The 22,117-nt window shown below is 54.5% G+C and carries 19 protein-coding genes and 3 tRNA genes; 19 read left to right on the top strand and 3 right to left on the bottom strand.

Features of this window, described 5'->3' with window-relative positions:
- The first annotated feature begins 121 nt into the window (after positions 1–121).
- The 6 genes from BB497_00275 to BB497_00250 all read left to right on the top strand — a co-directional run bounded on the left by BB497_00275 (position 122) and on the right by BB497_00250 (position 5,057).
- Positions 122–2,731, top strand: coding sequence for an alanine--tRNA ligase (locus BB497_00275; protein AVI61247.1), 2,610 nt, complete (start codon positions 122–124; stop codon positions 2,729–2,731).
- Between the two features lie 105 nt (positions 2,732–2,836).
- Positions 2,837–4,087: an aspartate kinase gene (locus BB497_00270; GenBank protein AVI61246.1), complete on the top strand. Its 1,251-nt coding sequence runs from the start codon at positions 2,837–2,839 to the stop codon at positions 4,085–4,087.
- Between the two features lie 197 nt (positions 4,088–4,284).
- Positions 4,285–4,473 (top strand): carbon storage regulator, encoded by a 189-nt coding sequence (locus BB497_00265; protein ID AVI61245.1) that lies wholly within the window; start codon positions 4,285–4,287, stop codon positions 4,471–4,473.
- A gap of 125 nt (positions 4,474–4,598) precedes the next feature.
- A tRNA-Ser gene (locus BB497_00260) sits at positions 4,599–4,691 on the top strand.
- Between the two features lie 68 nt (positions 4,692–4,759).
- A tRNA-Arg gene (locus tag BB497_00255) sits at positions 4,760–4,836 on the top strand.
- Between the two features lie 144 nt (positions 4,837–4,980).
- Positions 4,981–5,057: transfer RNA gene (locus BB497_00250), tRNA-Arg, on the top strand.
- A gap of 200 nt (positions 5,058–5,257) precedes the next feature.
- Here BB497_00250 and BB497_00245 read toward each other — a convergent pair.
- Complete coding sequence (locus BB497_00245) at positions 5,258–6,217, bottom strand: dihydrouridine synthase (protein AVI64212.1); 960 nt, start codon at positions 6,215–6,217, stop codon at positions 5,258–5,260.
- A 172-nt stretch (positions 6,218–6,389) separates the two neighbouring features.
- On the opposite strand from BB497_00245, the gene BB497_00240 reads away from it, so the two are divergent.
- From BB497_00240 to BB497_00230, 3 genes are all read left to right on the top strand, one after another.
- Positions 6,390–6,647, top strand: coding sequence for a sodium pump decarboxylase subunit gamma (locus BB497_00240; protein ID AVI61244.1), 258 nt, complete (start codon positions 6,390–6,392; stop codon positions 6,645–6,647).
- Positions 6,648–6,740: 93 nt separating this feature from the next.
- Positions 6,741–8,564: an oxaloacetate decarboxylase subunit alpha gene (locus BB497_00235; GenBank protein AVI61243.1), complete on the top strand. Its 1,824-nt coding sequence runs from the start codon at positions 6,741–6,743 to the stop codon at positions 8,562–8,564.
- Positions 8,565–8,576: 12 nt separating this feature from the next.
- A complete protein-coding gene (locus tag BB497_00230; GenBank protein AVI61242.1) occupies positions 8,577–9,899 on the top strand; it encodes an oxaloacetate decarboxylase subunit beta in 1,323 nt (440 codons plus the stop codon).
- A gap of 119 nt (positions 9,900–10,018) precedes the next feature.
- Here BB497_00230 and BB497_00225 read toward each other — a convergent pair whose 3' ends face one another.
- Positions 10,019–10,636: an IMPACT family protein gene (locus BB497_00225; GenBank protein ID AVI61241.1), complete on the bottom strand. Its 618-nt coding sequence runs from the start codon at positions 10,634–10,636 to the stop codon at positions 10,019–10,021.
- 36 nt (positions 10,637–10,672) lie between these two features.
- Positions 10,673–11,074: a repressor gene (locus BB497_00220; protein ID AVI61240.1), complete on the bottom strand. Its 402-nt coding sequence runs from the start codon at positions 11,072–11,074 to the stop codon at positions 10,673–10,675.
- A gap of 270 nt (positions 11,075–11,344) precedes the next feature.
- Here BB497_00220 and BB497_00215 point away from each other — a divergent pair, with 270 nt between their 5' ends.
- The 10 genes from BB497_00215 to BB497_00170 are packed head-to-tail and all read left to right on the top strand — an operon-like array spanning position 11,345 to position 22,031.
- Complete coding sequence (locus tag BB497_00215) at positions 11,345–11,965, top strand: heme ABC transporter ATP-binding protein CcmA (GenBank protein AVI61239.1); 621 nt, start codon at positions 11,345–11,347, stop codon at positions 11,963–11,965.
- 12 nt (positions 11,966–11,977) lie between these two features.
- Positions 11,978–12,712, top strand: coding sequence for a heme exporter protein CcmB (locus tag BB497_00210; protein AVI61238.1), 735 nt, complete (start codon positions 11,978–11,980; stop codon positions 12,710–12,712).
- Positions 12,713–12,726: 14 nt separating this feature from the next.
- Positions 12,727–13,467 (top strand): heme ABC transporter permease, encoded by a 741-nt coding sequence (locus tag BB497_00205; protein ID AVI61237.1) that lies wholly within the window; start codon positions 12,727–12,729, stop codon positions 13,465–13,467.
- Complete coding sequence (locus tag BB497_00200) at positions 13,467–13,712, top strand: heme exporter protein CcmD (GenBank protein ID AVI61236.1); 246 nt, start codon at positions 13,467–13,469, stop codon at positions 13,710–13,712. The genes BB497_00205 and BB497_00200 overlap by 1 nt, the downstream gene beginning before the upstream one ends.
- Positions 13,702–14,211 (top strand): cytochrome c biogenesis protein CcmE, encoded by a 510-nt coding sequence (locus tag BB497_00195; GenBank protein AVI61235.1) that lies wholly within the window; start codon positions 13,702–13,704, stop codon positions 14,209–14,211. The genes BB497_00200 and BB497_00195 overlap by 11 nt, the downstream gene beginning before the upstream one ends.
- Before the next feature lie 59 nt (positions 14,212–14,270).
- Positions 14,271–16,277 (top strand): c-type cytochrome biogenesis protein CcmF, encoded by a 2,007-nt coding sequence (locus BB497_00190; protein ID AVI61234.1) that lies wholly within the window; start codon positions 14,271–14,273, stop codon positions 16,275–16,277.
- A complete protein-coding gene (locus BB497_00185) occupies positions 16,274–16,801 on the top strand; it encodes a thiol:disulfide interchange protein (GenBank protein AVI61233.1) in 528 nt (175 codons plus the stop codon). Before BB497_00190 ends, BB497_00185 begins: the two co-directional genes overlap by 4 nt.
- The gene (locus BB497_00180; GenBank protein ID AVI61232.1) at positions 16,792–17,262 is read left to right on the top strand and encodes a cytochrome C; all 471 of its coding nucleotides are present in this window, start codon (positions 16,792–16,794) and stop codon (positions 17,260–17,262) included. The genes BB497_00185 and BB497_00180 overlap by 10 nt, the downstream gene beginning before the upstream one ends.
- On the top strand, positions 17,259–18,506 hold the full coding sequence (locus BB497_00175; GenBank protein ID AVI61231.1) for a c-type cytochrome biogenesis protein CcmI: 1,248 nt from the start codon (positions 17,259–17,261) through the stop codon (positions 18,504–18,506). Before BB497_00180 ends, BB497_00175 begins: the two co-directional genes overlap by 4 nt.
- Positions 18,507–18,539: 33 nt before the next feature.
- Positions 18,540–22,031 carry a chromosome segregation protein SMC gene (locus BB497_00170; protein ID AVI61230.1) on the top strand — a complete coding sequence of 1,164 codons (3,492 nt, stop codon included), beginning with the start codon at positions 18,540–18,542 and terminating at the stop codon, positions 22,029–22,031.
- The last annotated feature ends 86 nt before the right edge of the window (positions 22,032–22,117 follow it).

Raw genomic sequence — 22,117 nt, 5'->3', positions numbered from 1 at the left:
ACTTTGCCACTAACTGCGGCTTTAGTCGTTTGACAACTGCGTTATAATGCTCCTTTTGCGACCCCAGTGGGTAGCGGCGACAGCGCCCTGGGGCATCACGCTTTCTTGTCACGGATACCCTATGAAAAGCGCAGAAATCAGGCAGGCTTTTTTATCGTTCTTTGAAGAGCAGGGGCATACGATTGTTCCTACCAGCTCTCTAGTGCCGGGCAACGACCCAACGCTGCTATTCACCAATGCAGGCATGGTGCCGTTTAAAGATGTGTTCCTGGGTCGTGACCCGCGCCCTTATGTGCGGGCCACGTCTTCCCAGCGTTGTGTTCGCGCAGGTGGTAAGCATAACGATTTAGATAACGTCGGCTACACCGCACGCCACCATACCTTCTTTGAAATGCTGGGTAACTTTAGCTTTGGCGATTACTTTAAGCGCGACGCCATTCGTTTTGCTTGGGTTTTTCTAACGGAAACTCTGGGGCTGCCGAAAGAGAAACTTTGGGTAACCGTTCACATTAGTGACGATGAAGCTGAGCGTATCTGGAAAGATGAAATCGGCATTGACCCAGAGCGCTTCTCTAAGCTGGATGAAGATAACTTCTGGCAGATGGGCGATACCGGCCCCTGTGGCCCAAGTTCGGAAATTTTCTTTGATCACGGCCCTGACGTGTGGGGCGGCCCGCCGGGAAGTCCAGAAGAAGACGGCGACCGCTATATCGAGATATGGAACTTGGTGTTCATGCAGTTCGACCGCGATGCCTCAGGCACACTAAATCCGCTGCCCAAGCCGTCTATTGATACCGGTATGGGCTTGGAGCGTGTTGCCGCGGTGATGCAGGGTGTGCACTCCAACTATGAAATCGACCTGTTCCAGAATCTGTTAAAAGCAGCGGCTGATGCCACCGGCCACCTTGACACTGCGACGCCTTCGCTGCGGGTTATTGCCGACCATATTCGCTCCTGTGCCTTTTTGATTGCCGATGGCGTGTTGCCGTCCAATGAAGGGCGCGGCTATGTGCTGCGGCGTATTATTCGTCGGGCGATTCGTCATGGGCACAAGTTAGGCGCCTCTGAACCGTTCTTCCACAAGCTCGTGAGCGCGCTAGATGCTGAAATGGGCGAGGCGTACCCTGAGCTACATGAAGCCAGTGGGCAGATAGCCCGTGTCCTGCTCAAAGAAGAGGAGCAGTTTGCCCGTACGCTGGATCACGGTATGGGGCTGCTGAACGCGGCGCTTGAGGAGCTTCAAGGCGATGTGCTGCCCGGTGAAACCGTGTTCAAACTCTACGACACCTACGGCTTCCCCTTTGATTTAACTGCCGATGTTTGCCGGGAGCGGGAAGTATCGCTGGATGAAGCCGGTTTCCAGCGTGAGCTTGAGGCTCAGCGTGAGCGCGCCCGTGCTGCCAGCCAGTTTGGCGCAGACTATAGCGCCTCTATTGAGCTTGAAGGTGAAACTCGCTTTACCGGTTATGAACAGCTAGAAGACCAGGCAACGGTCACCGCTATCGTTGATACGGAAGGCGGCGCGCTTGCTGCCTTGGAAGCGGGCCAAAAAGGCACTGTCGTACTTGATCGCACGCCATTTTATGGCGAGTCAGGTGGTCAGGTAGGCGACACCGGCTACCTGTATGTAGACGGTGGGCGTTTCCAGGTAACGGATACCCAGAAGCAGAGCGGTCACCATCTGCACCAAGGGATCATGGTGGAGGGCGCGCTTAACGTAGGTGCCCACGTGCGTGGTGAAGTGGATGCCAGCCTGCGCAGCGCCACTATTCGTAACCACTCGGCAACCCACCTGCTGCATAAAGCGCTACGGTTGGTGCTGGGCGATCACGTTCAGCAGAAAGGCTCGCTGGTCAATGCCGAACGGTTACGCTTTGACTTTAGCCATTTTGAGCCAATGACGGCGGATCAATTGGCTGAAGTAGAGCGCTTGGTCAATGAGCAAATACTGGCGAACGCGCCGACCAAAATTGAGCAAATGAGTTTGGCTGATGCCAAGGAGAAAGGCGCAGCCGCGCTGTTTGAAGCAAAATATGCTGACAACGTGCGCGTGCTGACCATTGGCGCCGATGACTTCTCTATCGAACTGTGTGGTGGTACCCATGTGGCCCGCAGTGGTGATATTGGCTGCTGTCATGTGATTAGCGAAGTGGGTATCGCGTCAGGTGTACGTCGTATAGAAGCGATTACCGGCGAAAATGCACTGGCGTACTTCCGCGAGCAAGAAGCCCGTGTGCAGCGTCTTGGCGAGCGTCTGAAAACCAAGCCTGAGCAAGTAGAGGCCAGGGTTGAGTCGCTAGTTGATCGTAACCGCGCGCTTGAGAAAGAGCTTGAGCAGTTGAAAGCCAAGCTGGCTAGCGCTGCAGGCAGCGACATGCTTAGCCAGGTGCAAGAAGTTAACGGCGTTAAGCTGCTGGTGACTCAGCTTGAAGGCGTATCGGGCAAAGACCTGCGCGGCGTACTGGATCAGTTGAAAAACAAGCTTGGTTCAGGGGTTGTCATGCTCGGTACAGCAGACGCCGCAGCGGGTAAAGTTAGCTTGATTGCTGGCGTAACCCAGGATTTGACCAGCCGCGTCAAAGCGGGTGAGCTGGTTAACCACGTTGCTTCCCAGGTGGGCGGTAAAGGTGGTGGCCGCCCGGATATGGCGCAAGCAGGTGGTAGCCAGCCTGATGCCTTGCCAGGAGCGTTGAACAGCGTTCCGGCTTGGTTGGAAAACACGCTTCGCTAATAACGAAGGCCGGTGGCATTATCTGCTACCGGCCTTTTTGTTAGTGAAGAAAATTAGCAATAACAACATTCACCCTCCATTCCCGAACCCATAGGAAAACGGCATATGGCATTATACGTACAGAAGTTCGGCGGCACTTCGGTGGGCTCTGTCGACCGTATCAAGGCCGTGGCGGAAAAGGTCAAAGGCTTTCGTGATCAAGGCCACCAAGTCGTGGTCGTCGTCTCTGCGATGAGCGGCGAGACCAATCGCTTGACCGAAATGGCGCAGGCCCTCAATGAAGAGCCGGCACCGCGCGAAATGGATATGCTGCTGTCGACCGGTGAGCAGGTCACCATTTCGTTGCTGGCCATGGCGCTCCAGCAAATTGGCGTTTCTGCCACTTCTCACACGGGTGCCCAGGTAGGTATTCACACCGATAGCGCCTACACCAAAGCGCGCATTCAGCGTATTGAAACCGACGATCTGAAAGCTGACCTGGATTCAGGCAAAGTGGTGGTGGTGGCTGGCTTCCAGGGCGTTGATGAGAACGGCAATATCACGACGCTGGGACGTGGTGGTTCCGATACCACGGGTGTTGCACTGGCCGCAGCGCTGGGCGCCGATGAGTGCCAAATCTACACCGATGTCGACGGTGTTTATACCACCGACCCCCGCGTATGTTCCAAGGCGCAACGCCTTGAGAGCATAACAGTGGAAGAAATGCTTGAACTGGCGAGCTTAGGCTCCAAAGTGCTGCAAATCCGTGCTGTGGAGTTTGCAGGTAAGTACAACGTACCGCTGCGGGTGCTGTCGAGCTTTGAAAACGGCCCTGGCACCCTGATTGTTGCAGACGCAGACCAAGACGAGGACTCTATGGAAGAACCGCTGATCTCCGGTATCGCTTTTACCAAAAACGAAGCCAAACTCACCCTGTTGAACACGCCTGATGTGCCCGGCGTGGCGTCACGTATTCTTGGCCCAATTGCCGACGCCAATATCGAAGTAGATATGATCGTCCAGAACGTGGCGCCAGCAGGTGATTACACTGACTTCACCTTTACGGTTGCCAAGGGTGACTATAAAGCCACTAAGAAGATTCTGGAAGAAACCGTTATTCCTGATTTAGGCGGTGGCGAGCTGCGCGGTGATGATAATATCGCCAAGGTGTCGCTAGTAGGCGTTGGCATGCGCTCGCATGCAGGCGTTGCTTCTAAAATGTTCCGCGTATTGGCCGATGAAAACGTCAATATTCGTATGGTATCTACCTCTGAAATTAAAATTTCCGTGGTGATTGACGAAAAACATATGGAGCTTGCGGTTAATGCATTACACAAAGCTTTCGGCTTAGATAAGACAGATATAGAATCTGAATAACAATAATGCCTTAAACCTTCTACGCTGAAGGGGTGACTCGCTGCCGAGTGGTGGTGAGCTTTCTTTCAACGGGAGGTTAAGGTGTCATGGAGCCAGAGAGCCATTGGTGACGAGCGACGCCATGCAGCATAATAGGGTGGCGTCGCTTCTGGCGGACACATCCCGTTGTATTAAAACGTCTGAGAAGGAGATCAGCCATGCTCATCCTAACCCGCCGTGTTGGCGAAACACTGATGATCGGTGATGAAGTTACTGTCACTGTACTCGGTGTGAAAGGCAACCAAGTGCGCATCGGTGTGAATGCACCCAAAGATGTAGCGGTTCACCGCGAAGAGATCTATCAGCGCATTCAGCGTGAACGTAATAGTGAAAGCGAAGCTGAGTAAATGTCCGTGATTGTCACGCCCCCCGTAGGGCGTTTAAGCGGTAACATCCGGTCGGTGCGAAAAAAAATCTGTAGAGGACTAGACAGCAGTCGTCATAATCGGTAATATTCGCGCCGTGCCGTTGAGGAGAGGTGGCCGAGTGGCTGAAGGCGCTCCCCTGCTAAGGGAGTATAGGGTTTATAGCCCTATCGAGGGTTCGAATCCCTCTCTCTCCGCCAACTGCATATCAAGTAGCAGTATCGCTTGAAAACGTAATATCGTATTACCTTCATGTGTAAGAAGATTAGCGCCCGTAGCTCAGCTGGATAGAGTACCTGACTACGAATCAGGGGGTCGGAGGTTCGAATCCTCCCGGGCGCGCCATCTTACAAGCGGGTGTTGTCAAAGCTAAGTTCTTTGAAATAAAAGTTTTAAAAGAACAGGCAGTTGAAAACAAACGTTGTTGAAAGCGTAAGTACCTGATGTTACAATAAATTCATTGTTTGATACGTTAAGCATGAATGTTAAGCGCCCGTAGCTCAGCTGGATAGAGTACCTGACTACGAATCAGGGGGTCGGAGGTTCGAATCCTCCCGGGCGCGCCAGAATTTAAAAACCCGCTCTCACAGAGAGCGGGTTTTCTGTTTTCTAGCCTGGTCAGCGTGGCTCGCACGCTGATCTTGCGATCGTGTCAAGCGCCCCCGCATTTGCGGTAGGGCGCTTTTTTTTGATCAATTCGTTTAGTTGGGTCTGGTGAGATTAAGCACTGCGCAGTAAGGTTGTATGAGCGACGGCTAAGCACTGTCTAAGTCGCTTCACAGGCAGGAAGAGGGGTGTCGCTAGGTACCAAGTTGGTTAATAGCGTATCGAGGTCTGTGAGGCGCTTTAAGCGCTGAAAGTGCTGGTCGGCTTCTGCATTGCCTTGGCGCATTTGAGCCAGCCACTGTTTCACAAGCGACACCACCACGCGATCAGGTAGTTGCTGCCGTTGTATGGCGGCGTATTGCTTAAGTACGCTGACACGCATTTCCCAGGTGGTTTCAGGAAGTCGCTCGCCGGTTCGCTGCCAGTGGCGAATGCGCGGTGCAAGCCAGGGGTCTGCTAACGCGCTACGCCCCAGCATGACATCGCGACAGCCAGAGAGCGTGCGCGCTTTCCAGTAGTCTTCAAGCGTCCATATATCGCCATTGGCCACTACGGGAATAGACACCTGATGGCGAATTTTGCTGATCCACTCCCAGTGCGCAGGTGGGCGGTAGCCCTCATCCCGTGTTCGGCCATGCACGACTAGTCGGGCTGCTCCGCCGGCTTGGGTGGCTTGGGCGCAGGCGATGGCTAGGCGTCGATCAGAGAAGCCAAGGCGAATCTTGGCCGTCACCGGTATTTGACCCTCCAGAGCCTCGGCAACTGCCTTTACCGCTTGGTAGACACGTTCTGGGCGGCGAAGTAGTGATGCACCGCCATCGTGGCGGTTAACCAGCTTTGCCGGGCAGCCAAAGTTTAGGTCGATGCTCAGCGCGCCAAGGGCAAGCGCTTGGCGCGCATTTTCCGCCAGAGCGGTGGGGTCGGAGCCGAGTAACTGAAGATGCACCGGTACGCCACTTGGGGTGGCGACGGGGCGTTGGGTAAGTTCGGGGCAGTGCCTGTAAAACACACGTGGCGGTAGGCGTGCATCAACTACCCGTACAAACTCGGTTACCGACCAGTCAAAACCTGCTTGCCGGGTGAGTAAGTCGCGGGTGAGAGCGTCGATAACGCCCTCCATAGGCGCAAGGCCTATTTCGCCGTTTTGTAGTAAATTAACAACCATGACTTCCACTATGGCGCCATTGCAATCTATTCTGGATGTGGCAGGTTAGTGCATAGACCTCACTGCGCCAAGTGCCTTTAGAGGCTTTTGAGGTACCGATAAGCATTTGAAATAAGGAGAATGCGGTATGCAAGATACAGAGCTACTCCACGAGGGACTGACCCTAATGGGGCTTGGTATGGGCTTTGTTTTTGTTTTTCTTACTGTTTTGGTAATTAGCGTTACGCTAATGTCAAAGCTGATTGGCCGCTTTCAGCCGACTCCGGCGGCGGTGCCTAGCAGTGGGAACGGTAAAAAAGCGACGGCTGCAAAAAGTCAAAACGATGAGGTGCTAGTCGTGATTAGTGCTGCAGTGCATCGTTATCGTTCTTCACGCCGCCAATAGGCAGCCCTTTTTGTAGCTGGCTTGCCACGCTACCGGCATTTTTTTTGTTAAATTTACTACAAATTCATAACGTACCAACTGTGAGCCACGACCATGAATGAAATAAAACGTCCTCTGGGAATCACTGATGTTGTCCTTCGCGATGCCCACCAATCGCTGTTTGCTACCCGGCTGCGGCTTGATGACATGCTACCGATTGCCGAAAAACTCGATAAGGTTGGTTATTGGTCGCTTGAAACCTGGGGTGGCGCTACCTTTGATGCGTGTATTCGTTATCTGGGCGAGGATCCTTGGGAACGTATCCGTGCGTTGAAAGAAGCGATGCCTAACACGCCCCAGGCGATGCTGCTACGCGGCCAAAACCTGCTGGGCTATCGCCACTACGCTGACGATGTAGTGGATAAATTTGTTGAGCGCGCAAAAACCAACGGTGTGGATGTGTTTCGCGTGTTTGATGCGATGAACGATCCGCGCAACCTAGAGCGTGCTATTAAGGCAGTACGCCAGGTAGGTGGGCATGCGCAGGGCACTATTTCCTATACGGTCAGCCCGGTACATACCCTGGATAGCTGGGTAGATCTAGCCAAAACCATTGCCGCAATGGGAGCAGATTCACTGGCTATCAAGGATATGGCGGGGCTGCTAACGCCGTATATCGCGTATGACTTGGTGGCGCGGCTGAAAAAAGAGCTGTCTATCCCGGTTCATTTGCACTGCCATGCCACTACCGGCCTCTCCACCTCGACGATCCTCAAAGCTGTGGAAGCTGGGGTCGACAATGTCGATACCGCTATCTCTTCAATGTCGATGACCTATGGACACAGCCCCACCGAGTCTGTGGTCGCGATGCTCAAGGATACCGACCGTGATACCGGCCTGGATCTGGAGCTTTTAGAAGACATCGCTAGCTACTTCCGTGAGGTGCGTAAAAAGTACGCAGCCTTCGAAGGGTCGCTCAAAGGCATCGACTCACGCATCCTGATTGCTCAGGTGCCGGGCGGCATGCTTACCAACATGGAAGGCCAGTTAAAAGAGCAGGGCGCTGGCGATAAGCTAGATGACGTGCTGAACGAAATCCCACGCGTGCGTGAAGACTTAGGCTTTATTCCCCTGGTGACACCAACCTCGCAAATTGTGGGTACCCAGGCTGTGATGAACGTCATGATGGGCGAGCGCTATAAGTCGATCTCTAAAGAAGTTCAGGCACTGCTTAAAGGTGAATACGGCTACGCCCCGGCGCCGTTCAATGCTGAGCTACAAAAGCGGGTGTTGGAAGGCGGCGAGCCGATCACCTGCCGCCCGGCGGACAACCTATCGCCTGAAATGGACAGGCTAGCGACTGAACTTAAAGAGAAGGCCGGTGCAGATAAAATCCGCCTAGCTGACGGCGAGCGGGAAATAGACGATGTGCTCACGTACGCCTTGTTTCCGCAGATTGGCCTGAAGTTTCTGAAAAACCGCGACAACCCAGACGCCTTTGAACCCGTTCCCCAGGCGCCTGATGCGAGCGCTGCCAAGGTTCCTGCTAAGGTCGAGAAGAGCGCCAGCGTTCCCGTGGCGGCGAGTGGCCCAGAAACTTACACCGTTAAGCTCAATGGCAAAGCGTTTGTGGTGGAAGTCTCAGAAGGGGGTGACATCGGTGAGGTGAAAGAGCAAGTCGCGGGGGGGGCAAAAGAGCCAGCGCCTAGTGCTGAGGCCGAAAGCAGTGGCGAAAGCATCGACGCTCCGCTAGCGGGCAATATCTTCAAAGTGAATGTGCGCCCCGGCGACCAAGTAGCGGAAGGTGATGTCGTGATTATTCTGGAAGCCATGAAAATGGAAACCGAAGTGCGTGCTAGCAGCGCCGGCACCGTATCGAAAGTTAATGTCAGCGAGGGCGACAGCGTTGCCGTTGGCGACTCGTTGATCGAGCTTTAAGGGCATTCGGCAATGGATAATTTAATCACCTTATGGGAGGGCTCGGGGCTTTATAACCTTGAGCTGGGTCAGGCGGTTATGATCCTGGTGGGGCTTGGGCTGCTCTACTTGGCTATTTATAAGAAGTTTGAGCCGCTGTTGCTGGTGCCTATTGGCTTTGGCGGCATTCTTGCCAACATTCCAGAGGCAGGGTTGGCTATTTCGGCCCTTGATCAAGCAATGGAGGTCGCGCAACCAGCTGTCTTGCATCAGATAGCATCGGCGCTGGGCGCAACGCTTGATCCGTTGGGCGGCGTAGAAGCATGGCGGGAGACATTAAAGGCAATTGCTGACGACGCTGCCGCACCGGATCAGTTGCGTGCTGCAAGAGATGTTGCCATGAACGTTGGCTATGGCGACGGCATGCTTTACACCTTCTATAACATCGCTATTGCCTCTGGAATCGCGCCGCTGATCATCTTTATGGGTGTTGGGGCGATGACCGATTTTGGCCCGCTGCTGGCCAATCCGCGTACGCTATTTTTGGGCGCTGCTGCGCAGTTCGGTATTTTTGCCACAGTCTTTGGTGCCGTCGGTATGTCGGCCATGGGCTGGATGGATTTCTCCATCGAGCAAGCGGCGGCTATTGGTATCATCGGTGGAGCTGACGGCCCAACGTCTATTTATGTATCGAGCGTGTTAGCGCCAGAGTTGTTGGGTGCTATTGCCGTGGCGGCCTATGCCTATATGGCGTTAGTGCCGATGATCCAGCCGCCGATTATGCGGCTGCTGACGACGAAGAAAGAGCGTGAGATTGCGATGACTCAGCTGCGTCCAGTGTCCAAGCTTGAGAAGATTATCTTCCCGCTGGCCCTGCTGATGCTGGTAGCGCTCTTTTTGCCGGATGCTGCACCGCTGTTGGGGATGTTCTGCTTCGGTAATTTAATGCGCGAGTGCGGTGTGGTAGAGCGCCTGACGGATACGGCTCAAAACGCTCTAATTAACATTGTCACGATTGTGCTGGGCTTGGCAGTAGGTTCGCGCTTGATGGCCGATTCTTTCCTGGCAATAGAAACGCTTGGCATCATGGCGCTGGGCATTGTGGCCTTCGCTATTGGTACCGCGGCTGGGGTTCTCATGGCGAAATTGATGAACGTGATGAGTAAGATGCCGATCAACCCATTGATTGGTGCTGCAGGCGTGTCAGCGGTACCGATGGCTGCTCGGGTTGCCAATAAAGTTGGCTTGGAGTCGAACCCGCACAACTTCCTGCTGATGCATGCGATGGGGCCCAATGTGGCTGGTGTGATTGGCTCAGCGGTGGCCGCCGGGGTGATGATCAAGTACCTGAGTTAAACGCAGTCAAAATGCAAAAATACGCATAGCCCGCTAACGCGGCTTATCGAGCAAGCGCTCGCTTAAGTCGCGTTTTTTGTTTTGTGAGTTTTGTTAACGCTATCTATTTAACGCGTAGGCTAGGCCTTCTGGATATTGAGCGTCATTTTGAGGCGGTTCTCGAGCGCTGCTAGATCCAGCACAACGTCCCGCGGCCAGCCAATGGTCAAGCGCACCCCGTTACCATCGTAATCGACATATTGAATCGGGATGTGCTGCTCATCGCACCATGCCCGCGTCACTGCTTCGTGGGCAAAGCCAACGTTTAGCTGATAGTTATCCCGTTCAACAATTTCTCGCAGTGGTAGCGTTTCAAGCCCTGAATTGACTGCTTGGGCATAAGCGCGGGCAAGCCCGCCGGTGCCGAGTTTTGTGCCGCCAAAATAGCGAATCACCACACAACCGATTTCACCCAGCCCACTGCCTAATAACGCTTGATACATAGGTCTTCCGGCTGTGCCGCCAGGTTCGCCGTCATCTGAAAAGCCAATATGTGTTTGCTCTCCTGGTGGTCCTGCAATAAAAGCGCTGCAGTGGTGGCTTGCGTTAGGGTGAGCGGCTTTGGCTGCATGCAGCAGCGCATCAAAAGCTTCTTTGTTCGGGGCATGGCACACCCAGGTGAGAAATTGGTTTTTCTCTACCTCTATAACGGCTGTGTGCCACTGGTAGGGGGGGAAGTCAGGGATGCGATATCGCACTCATTACTCCTGGGAGTCGTGAGGCTTGAATTAGCCTTAATGATGCCGTGATGGTGAGTCGTGATGCTCAATGCCCATCACCATGCCTAAAACTTGAATATCACAATTATGCAGGAATACTGCAGGTGTTGCTGCGTCTTCAGGCAATAAATGCACGCCCAGGCGATTGATCGAGAGCTGTTTTAACGCGACTTCACGCTGGTTAATAGTCACAACCGCTGTTTCCTGCTGGGTATCATGCTGATAGCGGCGAATAATAATAACATCGCCATCGAATAAGTTGCTGTCGCGCATGCGGTCGCCGCGTACTTTGAGTGCGTAGGTGTTGCGTCGTGTAATGTGTGCAGCGTTACGCCGCCGCGCGGTGGTAGTGGTCAGCGTTGCTGGCTGAAGGGGGGCGCCCTGGATAGGCCGTGGTGCTGGCATCGACATCGTCATTGTAGTTTCTCCAATGCAGCGCCCGTTCCTTAGGCGTTTGGTTGTATTGAGTGCTGTGTTTTTATGGGGTGTTTTTTCATACAGTATGTGCAGTATAAACCTGTTTTTGCATACAGTTCCAGTGGTGGTTTTTTTCTTATTTTCAGCACGCTTTTTTTGCGGTCCTGATGATATGTATCATGCTGCGACCCAAGGCCGCAGAGTGCGACTGGCGAGAAAGTGCCTTTCCGTGTAGAGTTCGACCCGAATTCAATATGGCTGGAGAGACCTTTGAGCCTGTGCCTACAAGCCCGACAATTGGCCTGTGAACGCGATGACCGTTGGCTATTTGAAGGGCTCGATCTTGATATCCAACGGGGTGAGATCGTGCGCATTGAAGGCCCTAATGGCAGCGGTAAAACAACGCTGTTGAAAATTCTCTCGGGCCAACTGAGCGATTATCATGGCGATCTTTACTGGAATGGCGCATTAATGCGTGAAACCCGTGAACATTTTCTCGCCAATTTGCTCTATTTAGGACACGCCCCAGGGGTTAAGTCGGGTCTGACTCCCTTAGAAAACCTTACTTGGTATCAGGCACTTAGCGGTGAGCAAGGCTCTGAAGAGCAGCGTGAAGAGGCCTTGGCTAAGGTGGGGCTGAGAGGCTTTGAAGACGTGCCGGCAGGGCAGCTTTCTGCGGGCCAGCAGCGGCGGATTGCGCTGGCAAGGTTAACGCTTATCCCTAGAGCTCTTTGGGTGCTGGATGAGCCATTTACGGCGATTGATCGTAACGGTGTGGCAGCGCTTGAGACGCAGTTAGTTGCGCACGCCAAAGCAGGAGGGTGTGTACTGGTTACCACGCATCACGAGTTAACCGCTTCACCCGTACTTCGAAGAGTACAGTTGGGGTAAAAGGAGATAGCGTTGCCCAGTACAAATGCCACCGTCAGTGCCCCGGTAATGCCTATGCACGACCCCAAAGGGGGGCTAATTGTTGCGCTTAACGCCACACTCAGGCGTGATCTAACGCTGATGCTTAGGCGGCGAGGGGAGGTGCTGAACCCTCTAGTGTTTTTTGCCTTGGTGATTACCCTCTTTCCCATTGGTATTTCACCAGACCCTCAGCTGTTAGCGGTTATCGCGCCTGGGCTATTGTGGGTAGCCGCACTGCTAGCGGCGCTGCTCTCTTTAGATAGCCTATTTCGCAGTGATTACGAAGATGGCAGCCTGGAGCAACTCCTTCTAGCGCCGCAACCTCTGGCAGCGTTAGGGCTAGCAAAAGTAGCTGTACACTGGCTACTTACCGGCCTGCCACTCGCACTAATGGCGCCATTGTTGGGCATTATGTTGGCACTCCCAGCTGGTAGCTATTTGGTTTTAGCACTTTCACTGGCGCTTGGTACGGCTAGCTTGAGTTTAATTGGTGCGATTGGCGCTGCACTAACGGTAGGTTTGGCACGGGGAGGGGTACTGCTTTCACTGCTGGTACTGCCGCTTTATATTCCAATACTTATTTTTGGTGCAGGCGCCGTACAGGCTGCGATTATGGGCGATGGGGTAACGGCGCACTTGGCCATCTTAGGGGCGTTACTTGCGATGGCGTTAATGCTTTCACCTTGGGCGATTGCTGCATCGCTACGTATCAGTATCAACGGCTAAAGGACGGAAATTCCATGTGGGCCTTTATTAATAAACTGAGATCACCCAAGTGGTTTTACGCAATTAGCGCTAAGCTGCAGCCTTGGTTTTGGGCGCTTGCAGCGCTGCTGTTGATAACCGGCACGGTATGGGGACTTGCTTTTGCTCCTGCGGACTATCAACAGGGCAATAGTTTCCGGATTATTTATGTCCATGTGCCAGCTGCGTTTTTGGCCCAGTCAATTTTTGTTTCCATGGCCATCACTGGGTTAGTGTTTATGGTGTGGAAGATCAAAATCGCCGATATGGCTGCAACCGTTATGGCCCCCCTGGGTGCTGCAATGACGTTTATAGCGCTGTTTTCAGGCGCGGTATGGGGAGTGCCCACCTGGGGCACGTGGTGGATGTGGGATGCCCGCCTTACCTCCATGCTAATTTTGTTGTTTCTGTATTTAGGCGTCATTGCCTTGCGGGGGGCGTTCAGTAGCCGAGACAGCGGCTCACGCGCAGCATCAGTATTGGCGATGGTAGGTGTCATCAATATTCCAATTATTAAATATTCGGTTGATTGGTGGTACACGCTACACCAGCCCGCCACCTTTACCATTACCGGCCGAGCGGCGATGCCTCTGGAAATGTGGGCACCGCTGTTGATTATGGTGCTTGGGTTTTACAGCTTTTTTATTGGTTTAACGCTGATGCGTACGCGCAGCGAAATCTTACGCCGTGAGGCCAGTAAGCGCTGGGTGCGTGACCTTATAGAGGAGTCGCGTTAATGGCTTTCTCATCGATTAATGAATTTCTCGCAATGGGCGGTCATGGGCCTTACGTATGGGCCGCCTGGGGCGTTACAGCGCTGTTGTTTTTAGTCATTTTGTGGCATGCGCGGCTGGAGCGTCGCCAGCTGCTTAGCAGCTTAAAACGTCGTGCTCGCCGTGAAAGTCAGGCTAACAACTACCCGCATAAATCAGCGCAGGCACCGGTTAAACCTGTTCAAGGGGACGTTCATCATGACGCCTAAACGTAAGCAAAAGCTGTTTGTTATTTTAGGGTTAGTCTCGTTAACGGCGATTGCCGTTGGGCTGACCCTTTACGCGCTGCGTGCCAACATCAATTTGTTTTTCAGCCCGGTACAAATTGCACAAGGCAATGCACCTATCGAGCGCCAAATCCGTGCTGGTGGCATGGTGAAAGAGGGCTCTGTTTCCCGCGATCGAGAAAGCTTGAATGTTGAGTTTACGGTGACTGACTACGTAGACGATCTCGATGTTTATTACAGTGGGATTTTGCCGGATCTGTTCCGCGAGGGGCAGGGGGTTGTCGTCGTGGGGGAGCTTCAAGCCGACGGGCGTTTCCGGGCTGACCAAGTGCTGGCGCGCCACGATGAAAACTATATGCCGCCAGAAGTTGCCCAAGCGCTGAAAGAAGCAGGCTACTCACCGGCCGACTTCCAAGCGAAGGCGGCTAAAGTCGGTGAGCGGTTGGAGCAAGAAGGCGTTCCACACGCTAGCGAATACTAACGCTCACGCTGCCCTGCTGCGCAGCATGCTGTTTTGCCCAGTGCTATCTCGGAGCGCTCATGTTCATAAAAATGATTCCTGAAATTGGCCATTTTGCCCTGGTTATTGCCCTGCTAATGGCGATAGTTCAGTCGATTATGCCGCTTGCAGGGGCGGCGACCCGCCGCCCACTGTGGATGGCGTATGGTCGTCCTATGGCAGCCGGCCAGTTTTTCTTTGTCGCGATTGCTTATATCTGCCTTACAACAAGCTACATGCTGGATGATTTCAGCGTTGCTAACGTTGCCAACAACTCTAACTCGCTACTGCCCTGGTACTACAAGTTTAGTGCAGTATGGGGCAACCATGAAGGCTCGGTACTGCTATGGAGCCTGATGCTGGCGGGCTGGGGTTATGCGGCATCGGTGTTCTCAGGTGATTTGCCACGGGACATGGTGGCACGGGTTCAAGGCATCATGGGAATGGTCTGCGTTGGCTTCCTGCTGTTTATCTTAATGACCTCCAACCCCTTTGAGCGTCTACTGCCTAACATGCCGCAGGATGGTGCGGATCTAAACCCGCTGCTTCAAGATTTTGGCCTCATTGTGCATCCACCGATGCTGTATATGGGCTATGTCGGCTTTTCCGTTGTTTTTGCATTCGCTATTGCAGCGCTTTTAGGTGGGCGTTTGGATGCCGCTTGGACCCGCTGGGCGCGCCCTTGGACCAACTTGGCCTGGGCGTTTCTTACCGTAGGGATTGCGCTAGGTAGCTGGTGGGCCTACTACGAGCTTGGCTGGGGCGGCTGGTGGTTCTGGGATCCGGTCGAAAACGCGTCGCTGCTACCTTGGCTCACGGGTACGGCATTAATGCACTCGTTGGCGGTCACCGAAAAACGCGGCTCGTTTAAAAGCTGGTCGGTATTGCTGGCGATCTCCACGTTCTCGCTCTCCTTGTTGGGCACTTTCTTGGTGCGCTCCGGCGTACTGACGTCGGTTCACGCCTTTGCCAACGACCCTTCCCGCGGCTTCTTTATTTTGATGCTGCTAACCATCACGGTCACGCTCTCGTTGTTGGTGTTTGCACTGCGCGCGCCACGGGTTAGCCATAAAGTTGGTTTTAACTGGCTTTCACGGGACTCACTGCTGCTGATCAACAATATTCTACTGGTCATCATGACGGTGACGGTGTTGTTGGGAACCGTCTACCCGCTGATTCTAGACTCGATGGGGCTGGGTAAAATCAGCGTAGGGCCTCCTTACTTTAACGCGTTATTTGTCCCCCTTACGGTCATCATGTGTGTCTTTATGGGCTTAGGCCCCGTGGCCCGCTGGAAGAGCATGCCTGCGGGGGAGCTAGTGCGTAAGCTATGGCTGGCAGGGGCTGCATCGCTGGTATTAGGCGCGGCAATGCCGCTGCTATACGGCGGTGAATGGAACCTATGGGTGTCGTTAGGGATTATTTCAGCCCTGTGGATTGTCTTGCCCATGGTGCGCGATCTATTTGATAAAACGCGCCACGCCAGCTCGTTTTTGGCCGGCCTGCGCAAGCTCTCGTTGGCCTATTGGGGCATGGTGCTGGGCCACGTGGGTATTGCGGTGACGATTGTTGGGGTGGCGATTGTTTCTAACTACAACATCGAGCGTAACGTGCGTATGTCACCAGGCACCACGGTGGAGGTCGCGGGCTACCAGTTCACCATGACGGAGCTTACCAATCGCCGTGGGCCAAACTTTTTGGCAGACACATCGATTATCCATGTACAGCGTGGCGAAACAGGGCGTAGCTTCATCATGCGCCCGGAAAAACGTCTGTATTTGGCGACTGGCATGCCAATGACCCAAGTCGCTTTGCGTCCTGGCTTATTCCGCGACCTGTATGTGGCCATGGGTGAGGATCTAGAAGACGGCAGCTACGCCATGCGTGTTCAATATAAGCCGTTTGTACGCTGGCTGTGGCTGGGCGGATTGCTGATGTCCTTCGGCGGCATACTGGCCATAGTGGATAAGCGCTACCGTCGGGTGACTGCGCGTAAGTCCGCGCCTGCCGATGCTGCTCAAGCGCCGTCGAAGGAGGCTACGGCATGACCCGTCGCTTGCTACTGCTACTGCTGCCGGTTGGCTTTATCGGTATCGCACTGTTTCTTTATCAGGGGTTGGGGATTAATCCTTCTGACCGGGATTCTGCGCTGATGGCACGGGAATTCCCCGCCTTTGAGGCCAGCACTCTGCGCGATGCCAGCCGTCGCGTAGACCAGACGCTGCTCACCGGCGAGGTTACGCTTGTGAACATATGGGGAGAGTGGTGCCCCGCTTGTAAACAAGAAATGCCTCAGTTGCTGGCATTGGCTGATCATAATATCCGTATGGTGGGCATCAACTATCGCGATACCCGTGAAAAAGGGCTGGAATTTTTAAGCGAGTTTGGCGACCCCTTTGAGGTCAATATCTTTGATCCTGAAGGCAGCTTAGGCTTTGACCTGGGTGTTTATGGCGCGCCAGAGACCTTTTTAGTCGATGCCGACGGTGTGATTCGCTATCACCATAAAGGCTACGTATCGCCTGAAGATGTCCGCGAACGCATCCTGCCGGAGGTGGAAAAATGGCGTTAATTCGTACGCTTTCAGTTCTCTTGATGTTGCTCTTTACAGCCAGTGCAATTGCTGGCGGTATCGAAGTTAGAGAGTTTGATGACCCGGTAATGGAGAAGCGCTACCGCGACTTGACCGCCTCCATGCGCTGCCCGCTATGTGAAAATCAGGCCATCGATGACTCTGATGCACCTATCTCAGGTGATATGCGCGAGCGGGTTTACCTACTGCTTCAGGATGGCCAGTCGGACATCGAAATTATTGATCATATGGTGCAGCGATTTGGGGATTATATTCTTTACAACCCTCGCCTGGAAAACCGCACCTACCTGCTATGGGGGCTGCCCATTGGGCTGATTTTTGTGGGGATGCTGGTGGTCGTGTTAATGGTGCGTGCCCGCCGTAATGCCTCTGCAAAAGCCCTTAGCGCCGAAGAACGCGCCCGCCTAGATGCGCTGATCAACCGCGAGAGGTCCTCATGACACCGCTCTGGATAGCAATTGCGTTACTGTTACTGCCTACGCTATGGCTGTTAATAGCACCGATGCGTGGCGCCCGTAAGCTGAGTGATCAGCTACATCACTTTGAAGCTAACGATACCTCTGCTGAACAGAATGTGGCGATATTTAGACGCCGCTTAGCTTCCCTGGAAGCCGCCCGCGAACGCGGTGATATTGATGAAGCCCGTTTCGAAGAAGATCGGCTTGAGCTGGAGCGCAGCCTGCTGGACGACACGGTCGTTATTACTAAACGGCCGCTAAAAGCCGCGACTGCCGGTAAAGTTGTGGTGCCCGTGCTGATGGTGACGGTCGTCGTTGCAAGCGTGTTTTGGTACCAGCAGCACGGCGCTGAGGGCGATCTAACCCTATATGCTATTCAACAGGAGGTTAGAAACGACCCAGACGGCTCATTAGCCATGTATCTAGAACGCATGGAGGCCGAGGCCGCCCGTCAGCCTAATAACCCTAACGTGTGGAGCTTGCTCTTTCCGCTATACCGCGACTCAGGCCAGCCAGAACAAGCTGCCGCTGCCTTGGAGCGGTTAATCGAAATTGACGGCCGGATTCCGCCGCTGCTTGCCCAGTTAGCCCAGCTGCGATTCTTTATGGCCGAGCGTGAGCTGGTTCCAGAGGTTCAAGACTTAGTGGACGAAACCCTGGCGCAAGATCCGCGCCAGCCCACTGTGTTGGGTATCCTGGGCATTTATGCCTTTGATAACGGTGAATATGAAGCTGCTATTGATCACTGGCGCCGGGCTCTCGCTAATATTGAAGACCCCAATACAGCCTCTTCGCTGCGCGATGGTGTTCGCGTTGCCCAGCAGCGCTTAGGCATTGAGCCTGAAACAGCCAATGTAGAAGCCGCGCAAAGCCAGGGTATACGGGTAACCGTGTCGTTAGATGAGACCCTAGTGGGCAGTGTCGATGATGATGCGGCGGTGTTCATTACTGCACGGGATCGAGAAGGCGAGCTGCCGCCGCTAGCGGTGGTCAGTGCCCAGGTCTCTGAGCTGCCGATCACCGTGGTATTAGACGATACCGCTGCTATGTCGCCCGACGCGCAGATCTCCCAAGTGCGCGACGCGCGCCTGATGGTGCGTGTTTCGCCTTCTGGCCAGGCAACGCCTCAGCCAGGGGATTTGTTTGGTGACTTGGATAACGTTAGCGTAGGCCCAATTAGCGAAGATGAAGCGGCGAATGTCGTTATCAACCGCGTTTTTGAATAACCGCCACGTAAGTAGCTGCTAAGAAGGGTCGCAATGCGCTTAACCTCTATTCGTCTGGTTGGGTTTAAGTCCTTTGTTGACCCTGTCACCGTGCCCTTCGATGGCAATATGACGGCCATCGTTGGGCCAAACGGTTGTGGTAAATCCAATATCATTGATGCCGTGCGCTGGGTAATGGGGGAGTCCTCAGCGAAAACCCTGCGCGGTGAGTCAATGGCCGACGTTATCTTCAATGGCTCAACGGGTCGTAAGCCCATTGGTCAAGCGTCCATTGAGCTAAAGTTCGATAACCGTGATGGCGGCATGGGTGGCGTGTATGCCCAGTATTCAGAGATTGCCGTTAAGCGCCTAGTAACCCGAGATGGTCAATCCAACTACTTTTTTAATGGCCAGAAGTGCCGCCGTCGGGATATTGCGGATCTTTTCATGGGCACCGGCCTTGGCCCACGCTCCTACGCGATTATTGGTCAGGGAATGATTTCCCGGCTGATTGAAGCCCGGCCCGATGACTTGCGCGCTACGCTTGAAGAAGCCGCCGGTATTTCTAAGTACAAAGAGCGCCGCCGGGAAACTGAAAACCGCATGCGCCGTACTCAGGAAAACTTAGAGCGCCTGGATGATATTCGTGAAGAGCTGGATAAACAGCTGGAACGCCTTAAGCGTCAGGCAGAAGCGGCAAAACGCTATCAAGAACTCAAACAACAAGAGTACCGGCTAAAGGGCGAGCTTGCTCTATTGCGCGGTCGCACGCTGCGTATTGAGCAGTCCCATCAAGAAAGCCGCGTCCGCGAGTTGGAAATTGCCGTTGAAAAAGACGTTTTTGGCGTTCGCCAGTGCGAAACACGCCTTGAGCAAGCCCGTGAGCAGCACGATGAGCTGGCCGAGGTGCTTGACCGCCACCAGCAGCAGTTTTACGAAACCACTACGCGCATCGCCCGCCTAGAACAAGATCAAGCTCACCGTCGCAGCCGCGATGCGCAGCTAGCAAGCGATATCACCACCGCTCGTAGAGACCTGAGCGAACAGCGCCGGGTCAGCGAGGGCGACCAAGAACGCCTCGCGACAATCAACGCTCGCTTCGATGACCTACTGCCTGAACATGAAGCGCTTGAGGAGCAGCTGGAGATTCTTGAGCAAACCCTCGCTGACGCCTCCCCTGCGTTAGAAGCCGCCGAGCAGCAGTGGAGTGATGCCGAGAATCACTGGCGGGATGCCAGTCGTGAAGCCGACCGTAGCCAAGATCAGCTACGCAACTTAGAGCAGCGCATCACCCGCCTGCAAACGGAAAGCCAGCGGCGTCGGCAGCAGCAAGGGGAGTTGGCCGATGTCACCGTGCTACGTTCAGAACACGCCGAGTGTCAAGAGCAGCGTGACGAGGCGGAGCAGCGCAGCGGCGCATTTCAAGTTGAACGCGACCAGTGGCAGCAACGCTACAGCGATGCCAAAGCCGCCTACCAACAGGCTGTTCAGGCCCGCGACCAGCAGCGCGCCGAGTTAACGCAACGCCAAGGAGAGCTGGCTTCGCTTAATGCGTTAATTGAAGCTGCGTTGGCCGACCACGACCCAATGCTAGCGGATGTGTTAGCGGCCCATGACCTTACAGATGCCCCGCGCTTGGGAGAAGCCATTAGCGTCACCCAAGGGTGGGAGCGGGTGATCTCTTGGCTGCTTGAGCCGTGGCTAAATGCCCGCTTGGTCGCCACTGAGCAATTAAAAACCTTGCCTGAAGCGCTGGCGACTGACTGGTGTTTGATCGAACAAACGGCGTATTCACCGTCACTTCGCCACCGTCTAGATTCGCTGGTAACCGGCGCAGGTGCACTCGGCGAGTGGCTGGCACGTATTCACTATGCGGAAACCTCTCAAGACGCCGAGGCGCTGCTTGCGACCCTAGCACCGGGGGAGAGTGTGGTGAGCCGTGATGGGGTTTGGCGCGGACGTGGCTGGCTTCACCAGCAGGCCAATGGCGAAGGCGTGGATGCGCTTTTGGTAACCCGCCGCCGCTATGATGAGTTAGCCGCCCGTCGCGAGCAGGATGAAAAGGCGCTGGCACTGCTAGACGCGCAGTGTGACGCCGCTAGTGACACCATCGAAGCATTAGAGCATACCCGGGAGCAGCAGGCCTCAGAAGAGCGCGCTCATGCGGCGACGCTGCAGCAGTTAGCGGTTCAAGAGCAGCGCCTCGCCCAGCGGCTGGAGCATTTAGAGGGCCGTGCCAGCGAGCTTAACGATGAATTGGCACAGCTGCAGGAGGACGAGGCGGAACTAACGCTCACGCTAGAAGAGCAGCGTGCCCGCTGGCACAGTGCCATGGAGCAGTTAGAAGCCGCTGCTAACGCGCGTGAAGCTAGCGTTCAGCAGCGTAGTCGTCAGCGCGAGCAACGCGAGCAGCTCAACCAGCAGCACGCGCCCCTTAAAGCGCGCCAGCAGTCCCTAGCACTTGAGCGGGAAAGGCTAACTGCTGAACGCGATAGCCTACGTGCCCAGCAAGCCCGCAGTAGCGATAGTGAAGAGCGTCTGGCGCTGCGTATTGCCGAGTTAGAAGAAGCACGGGAAATGTTGGTAGAGCCGGTTGAACTTGCCGCCGAAGAACTTGAGGAGCTGCTTTATCAGCGCGAACAGCAAGAGCGACGCTTAAACGAGACTCGCCAAAAGGCCCAAGCCCTGGCTGAGCAACTGCGGAATGACGAGCTGGCCCGTCAGCAGCATGAACGTAACCTAGAGCAGAGCCGTGAGCAGCTGCAGCAGCGCCGCATGGAAGTGCAAGCGCTGGTGCTAAAGGCCGCTACCCAGGATGAACAGTTAGCCGAGCTTGGTCATGACGCAGAAACCCTTGCCGAACACTTGCCCCACGACGCCAGTGAAACCGCATGGCAGGAGCGTTTAGAGAGCACTACGGATAAAATTCGCCGCTTGGGCGCCATCAATCTTGCCGCCATTGAAGAGTACGACCAACAGGCTGAACGGCGTAACTACCTGGAAGCCCAACATGCCGAGTTAACCGAAGCGTTGGAAACGTTGGAGCGTGCGATTAAGCGTATTGATCAGGAAACCCGCGTACGCTTTAGGGAAACGTTTGAGCAGGTGAATACGGGGCTGCAAACGCTATTTCCGCGAGTATTTGGCGGCGGGGCTGCTTGGCTAACCTTAACCGGGGATGATCTTTTGGAAACCGGCGTGGCCATCATGGCCCGCCCGCCAGGCAAGAAAAACAGTACAATTCATCTTTTATCGGGGGGTGAAAAGGCGCTAACGGCGCTCTCCCTGGTCTTTGCGATTTTTCAGCTCAACCCGGCGCCGTTCTGTATGCTAGACGAGGTAGATGCCCCGCTGGACGACGCCAACGTTGGCCGTTATGCCAAGCTAGTCAAAGAGATGTCGGAAAGCGTGCAGTTTATCTACATTACCCACAATAAAATTGCCATGGAAGCTGCTGAGCGCCTGATGGGGGTAACGATGCAGGAGCCTGGGGTGTCGCGGCTAGTCTCGGTGGGGATTGATGAAGCCGCTGCACTGGTGGATTAGCATTTTCTCTGTACAGCTTTAACCACTAAGCGTCAGTGCATCACCGTACGCGAACAGAATCTTTTAGAGAAATTCGCAAGAAACAA

This window comes from Halomonas sp. GFAJ-1, from assembly GCA_002966495.1.
Classification (GTDB): Bacteria; Pseudomonadota; Gammaproteobacteria; order Pseudomonadales; family Halomonadaceae; genus Vreelandella.
Note: the sequence above shows the minus strand (reverse complement) of the source record. Positions and strands in the feature narration are given on the sequence as shown.

Coding starts and splice junctions, on each gene's coding strand:
- BB497_00220 (AVI61240.1), bottom strand. CDS start 11,074: ATGACGATGTCGATGCCAGCACCACGGCCTATCCAGGGCGCCCCCCTT.
- BB497_00180 (AVI61232.1), top strand. CDS start 16,792: ATGGCGTTAATTCGTACGCTTTCAGTTCTCTTGATGTTGCTCTTTACA.
- BB497_00200 (AVI61236.1), top strand. CDS start 13,467: ATGGCTTTCTCATCGATTAATGAATTTCTCGCAATGGGCGGTCATGGG.
- BB497_00195 (AVI61235.1), top strand. CDS start 13,702: ATGACGCCTAAACGTAAGCAAAAGCTGTTTGTTATTTTAGGGTTAGTC.
- BB497_00190 (AVI61234.1), top strand. CDS start 14,271: ATGTTCATAAAAATGATTCCTGAAATTGGCCATTTTGCCCTGGTTATT.
- BB497_00205 (AVI61237.1), top strand. CDS start 12,727: ATGTGGGCCTTTATTAATAAACTGAGATCACCCAAGTGGTTTTACGCA.
- BB497_00265 (AVI61245.1), top strand. CDS start 4,285: ATGCTCATCCTAACCCGCCGTGTTGGCGAAACACTGATGATCGGTGAT.
- BB497_00185 (AVI61233.1), top strand. CDS start 16,274: ATGACCCGTCGCTTGCTACTGCTACTGCTGCCGGTTGGCTTTATCGGT.
- BB497_00230 (AVI61242.1), top strand. CDS start 8,577: ATGGATAATTTAATCACCTTATGGGAGGGCTCGGGGCTTTATAACCTT.
- BB497_00270 (AVI61246.1), top strand. CDS start 2,837: ATGGCATTATACGTACAGAAGTTCGGCGGCACTTCGGTGGGCTCTGTC.
- BB497_00245 (AVI64212.1), bottom strand. CDS start 6,217: ATGGAGGGCGTTATCGACGCTCTCACCCGCGACTTACTCACCCGGCAA.
- BB497_00240 (AVI61244.1), top strand. CDS start 6,390: ATGCAAGATACAGAGCTACTCCACGAGGGACTGACCCTAATGGGGCTT.
- BB497_00235 (AVI61243.1), top strand. CDS start 6,741: ATGAATGAAATAAAACGTCCTCTGGGAATCACTGATGTTGTCCTTCGC.
- BB497_00170 (AVI61230.1), top strand. CDS start 18,540: ATGCGCTTAACCTCTATTCGTCTGGTTGGGTTTAAGTCCTTTGTTGAC.
- BB497_00175 (AVI61231.1), top strand. CDS start 17,259: ATGACACCGCTCTGGATAGCAATTGCGTTACTGTTACTGCCTACGCTA.
- BB497_00275 (AVI61247.1), top strand. CDS start 122: ATGAAAAGCGCAGAAATCAGGCAGGCTTTTTTATCGTTCTTTGAAGAG.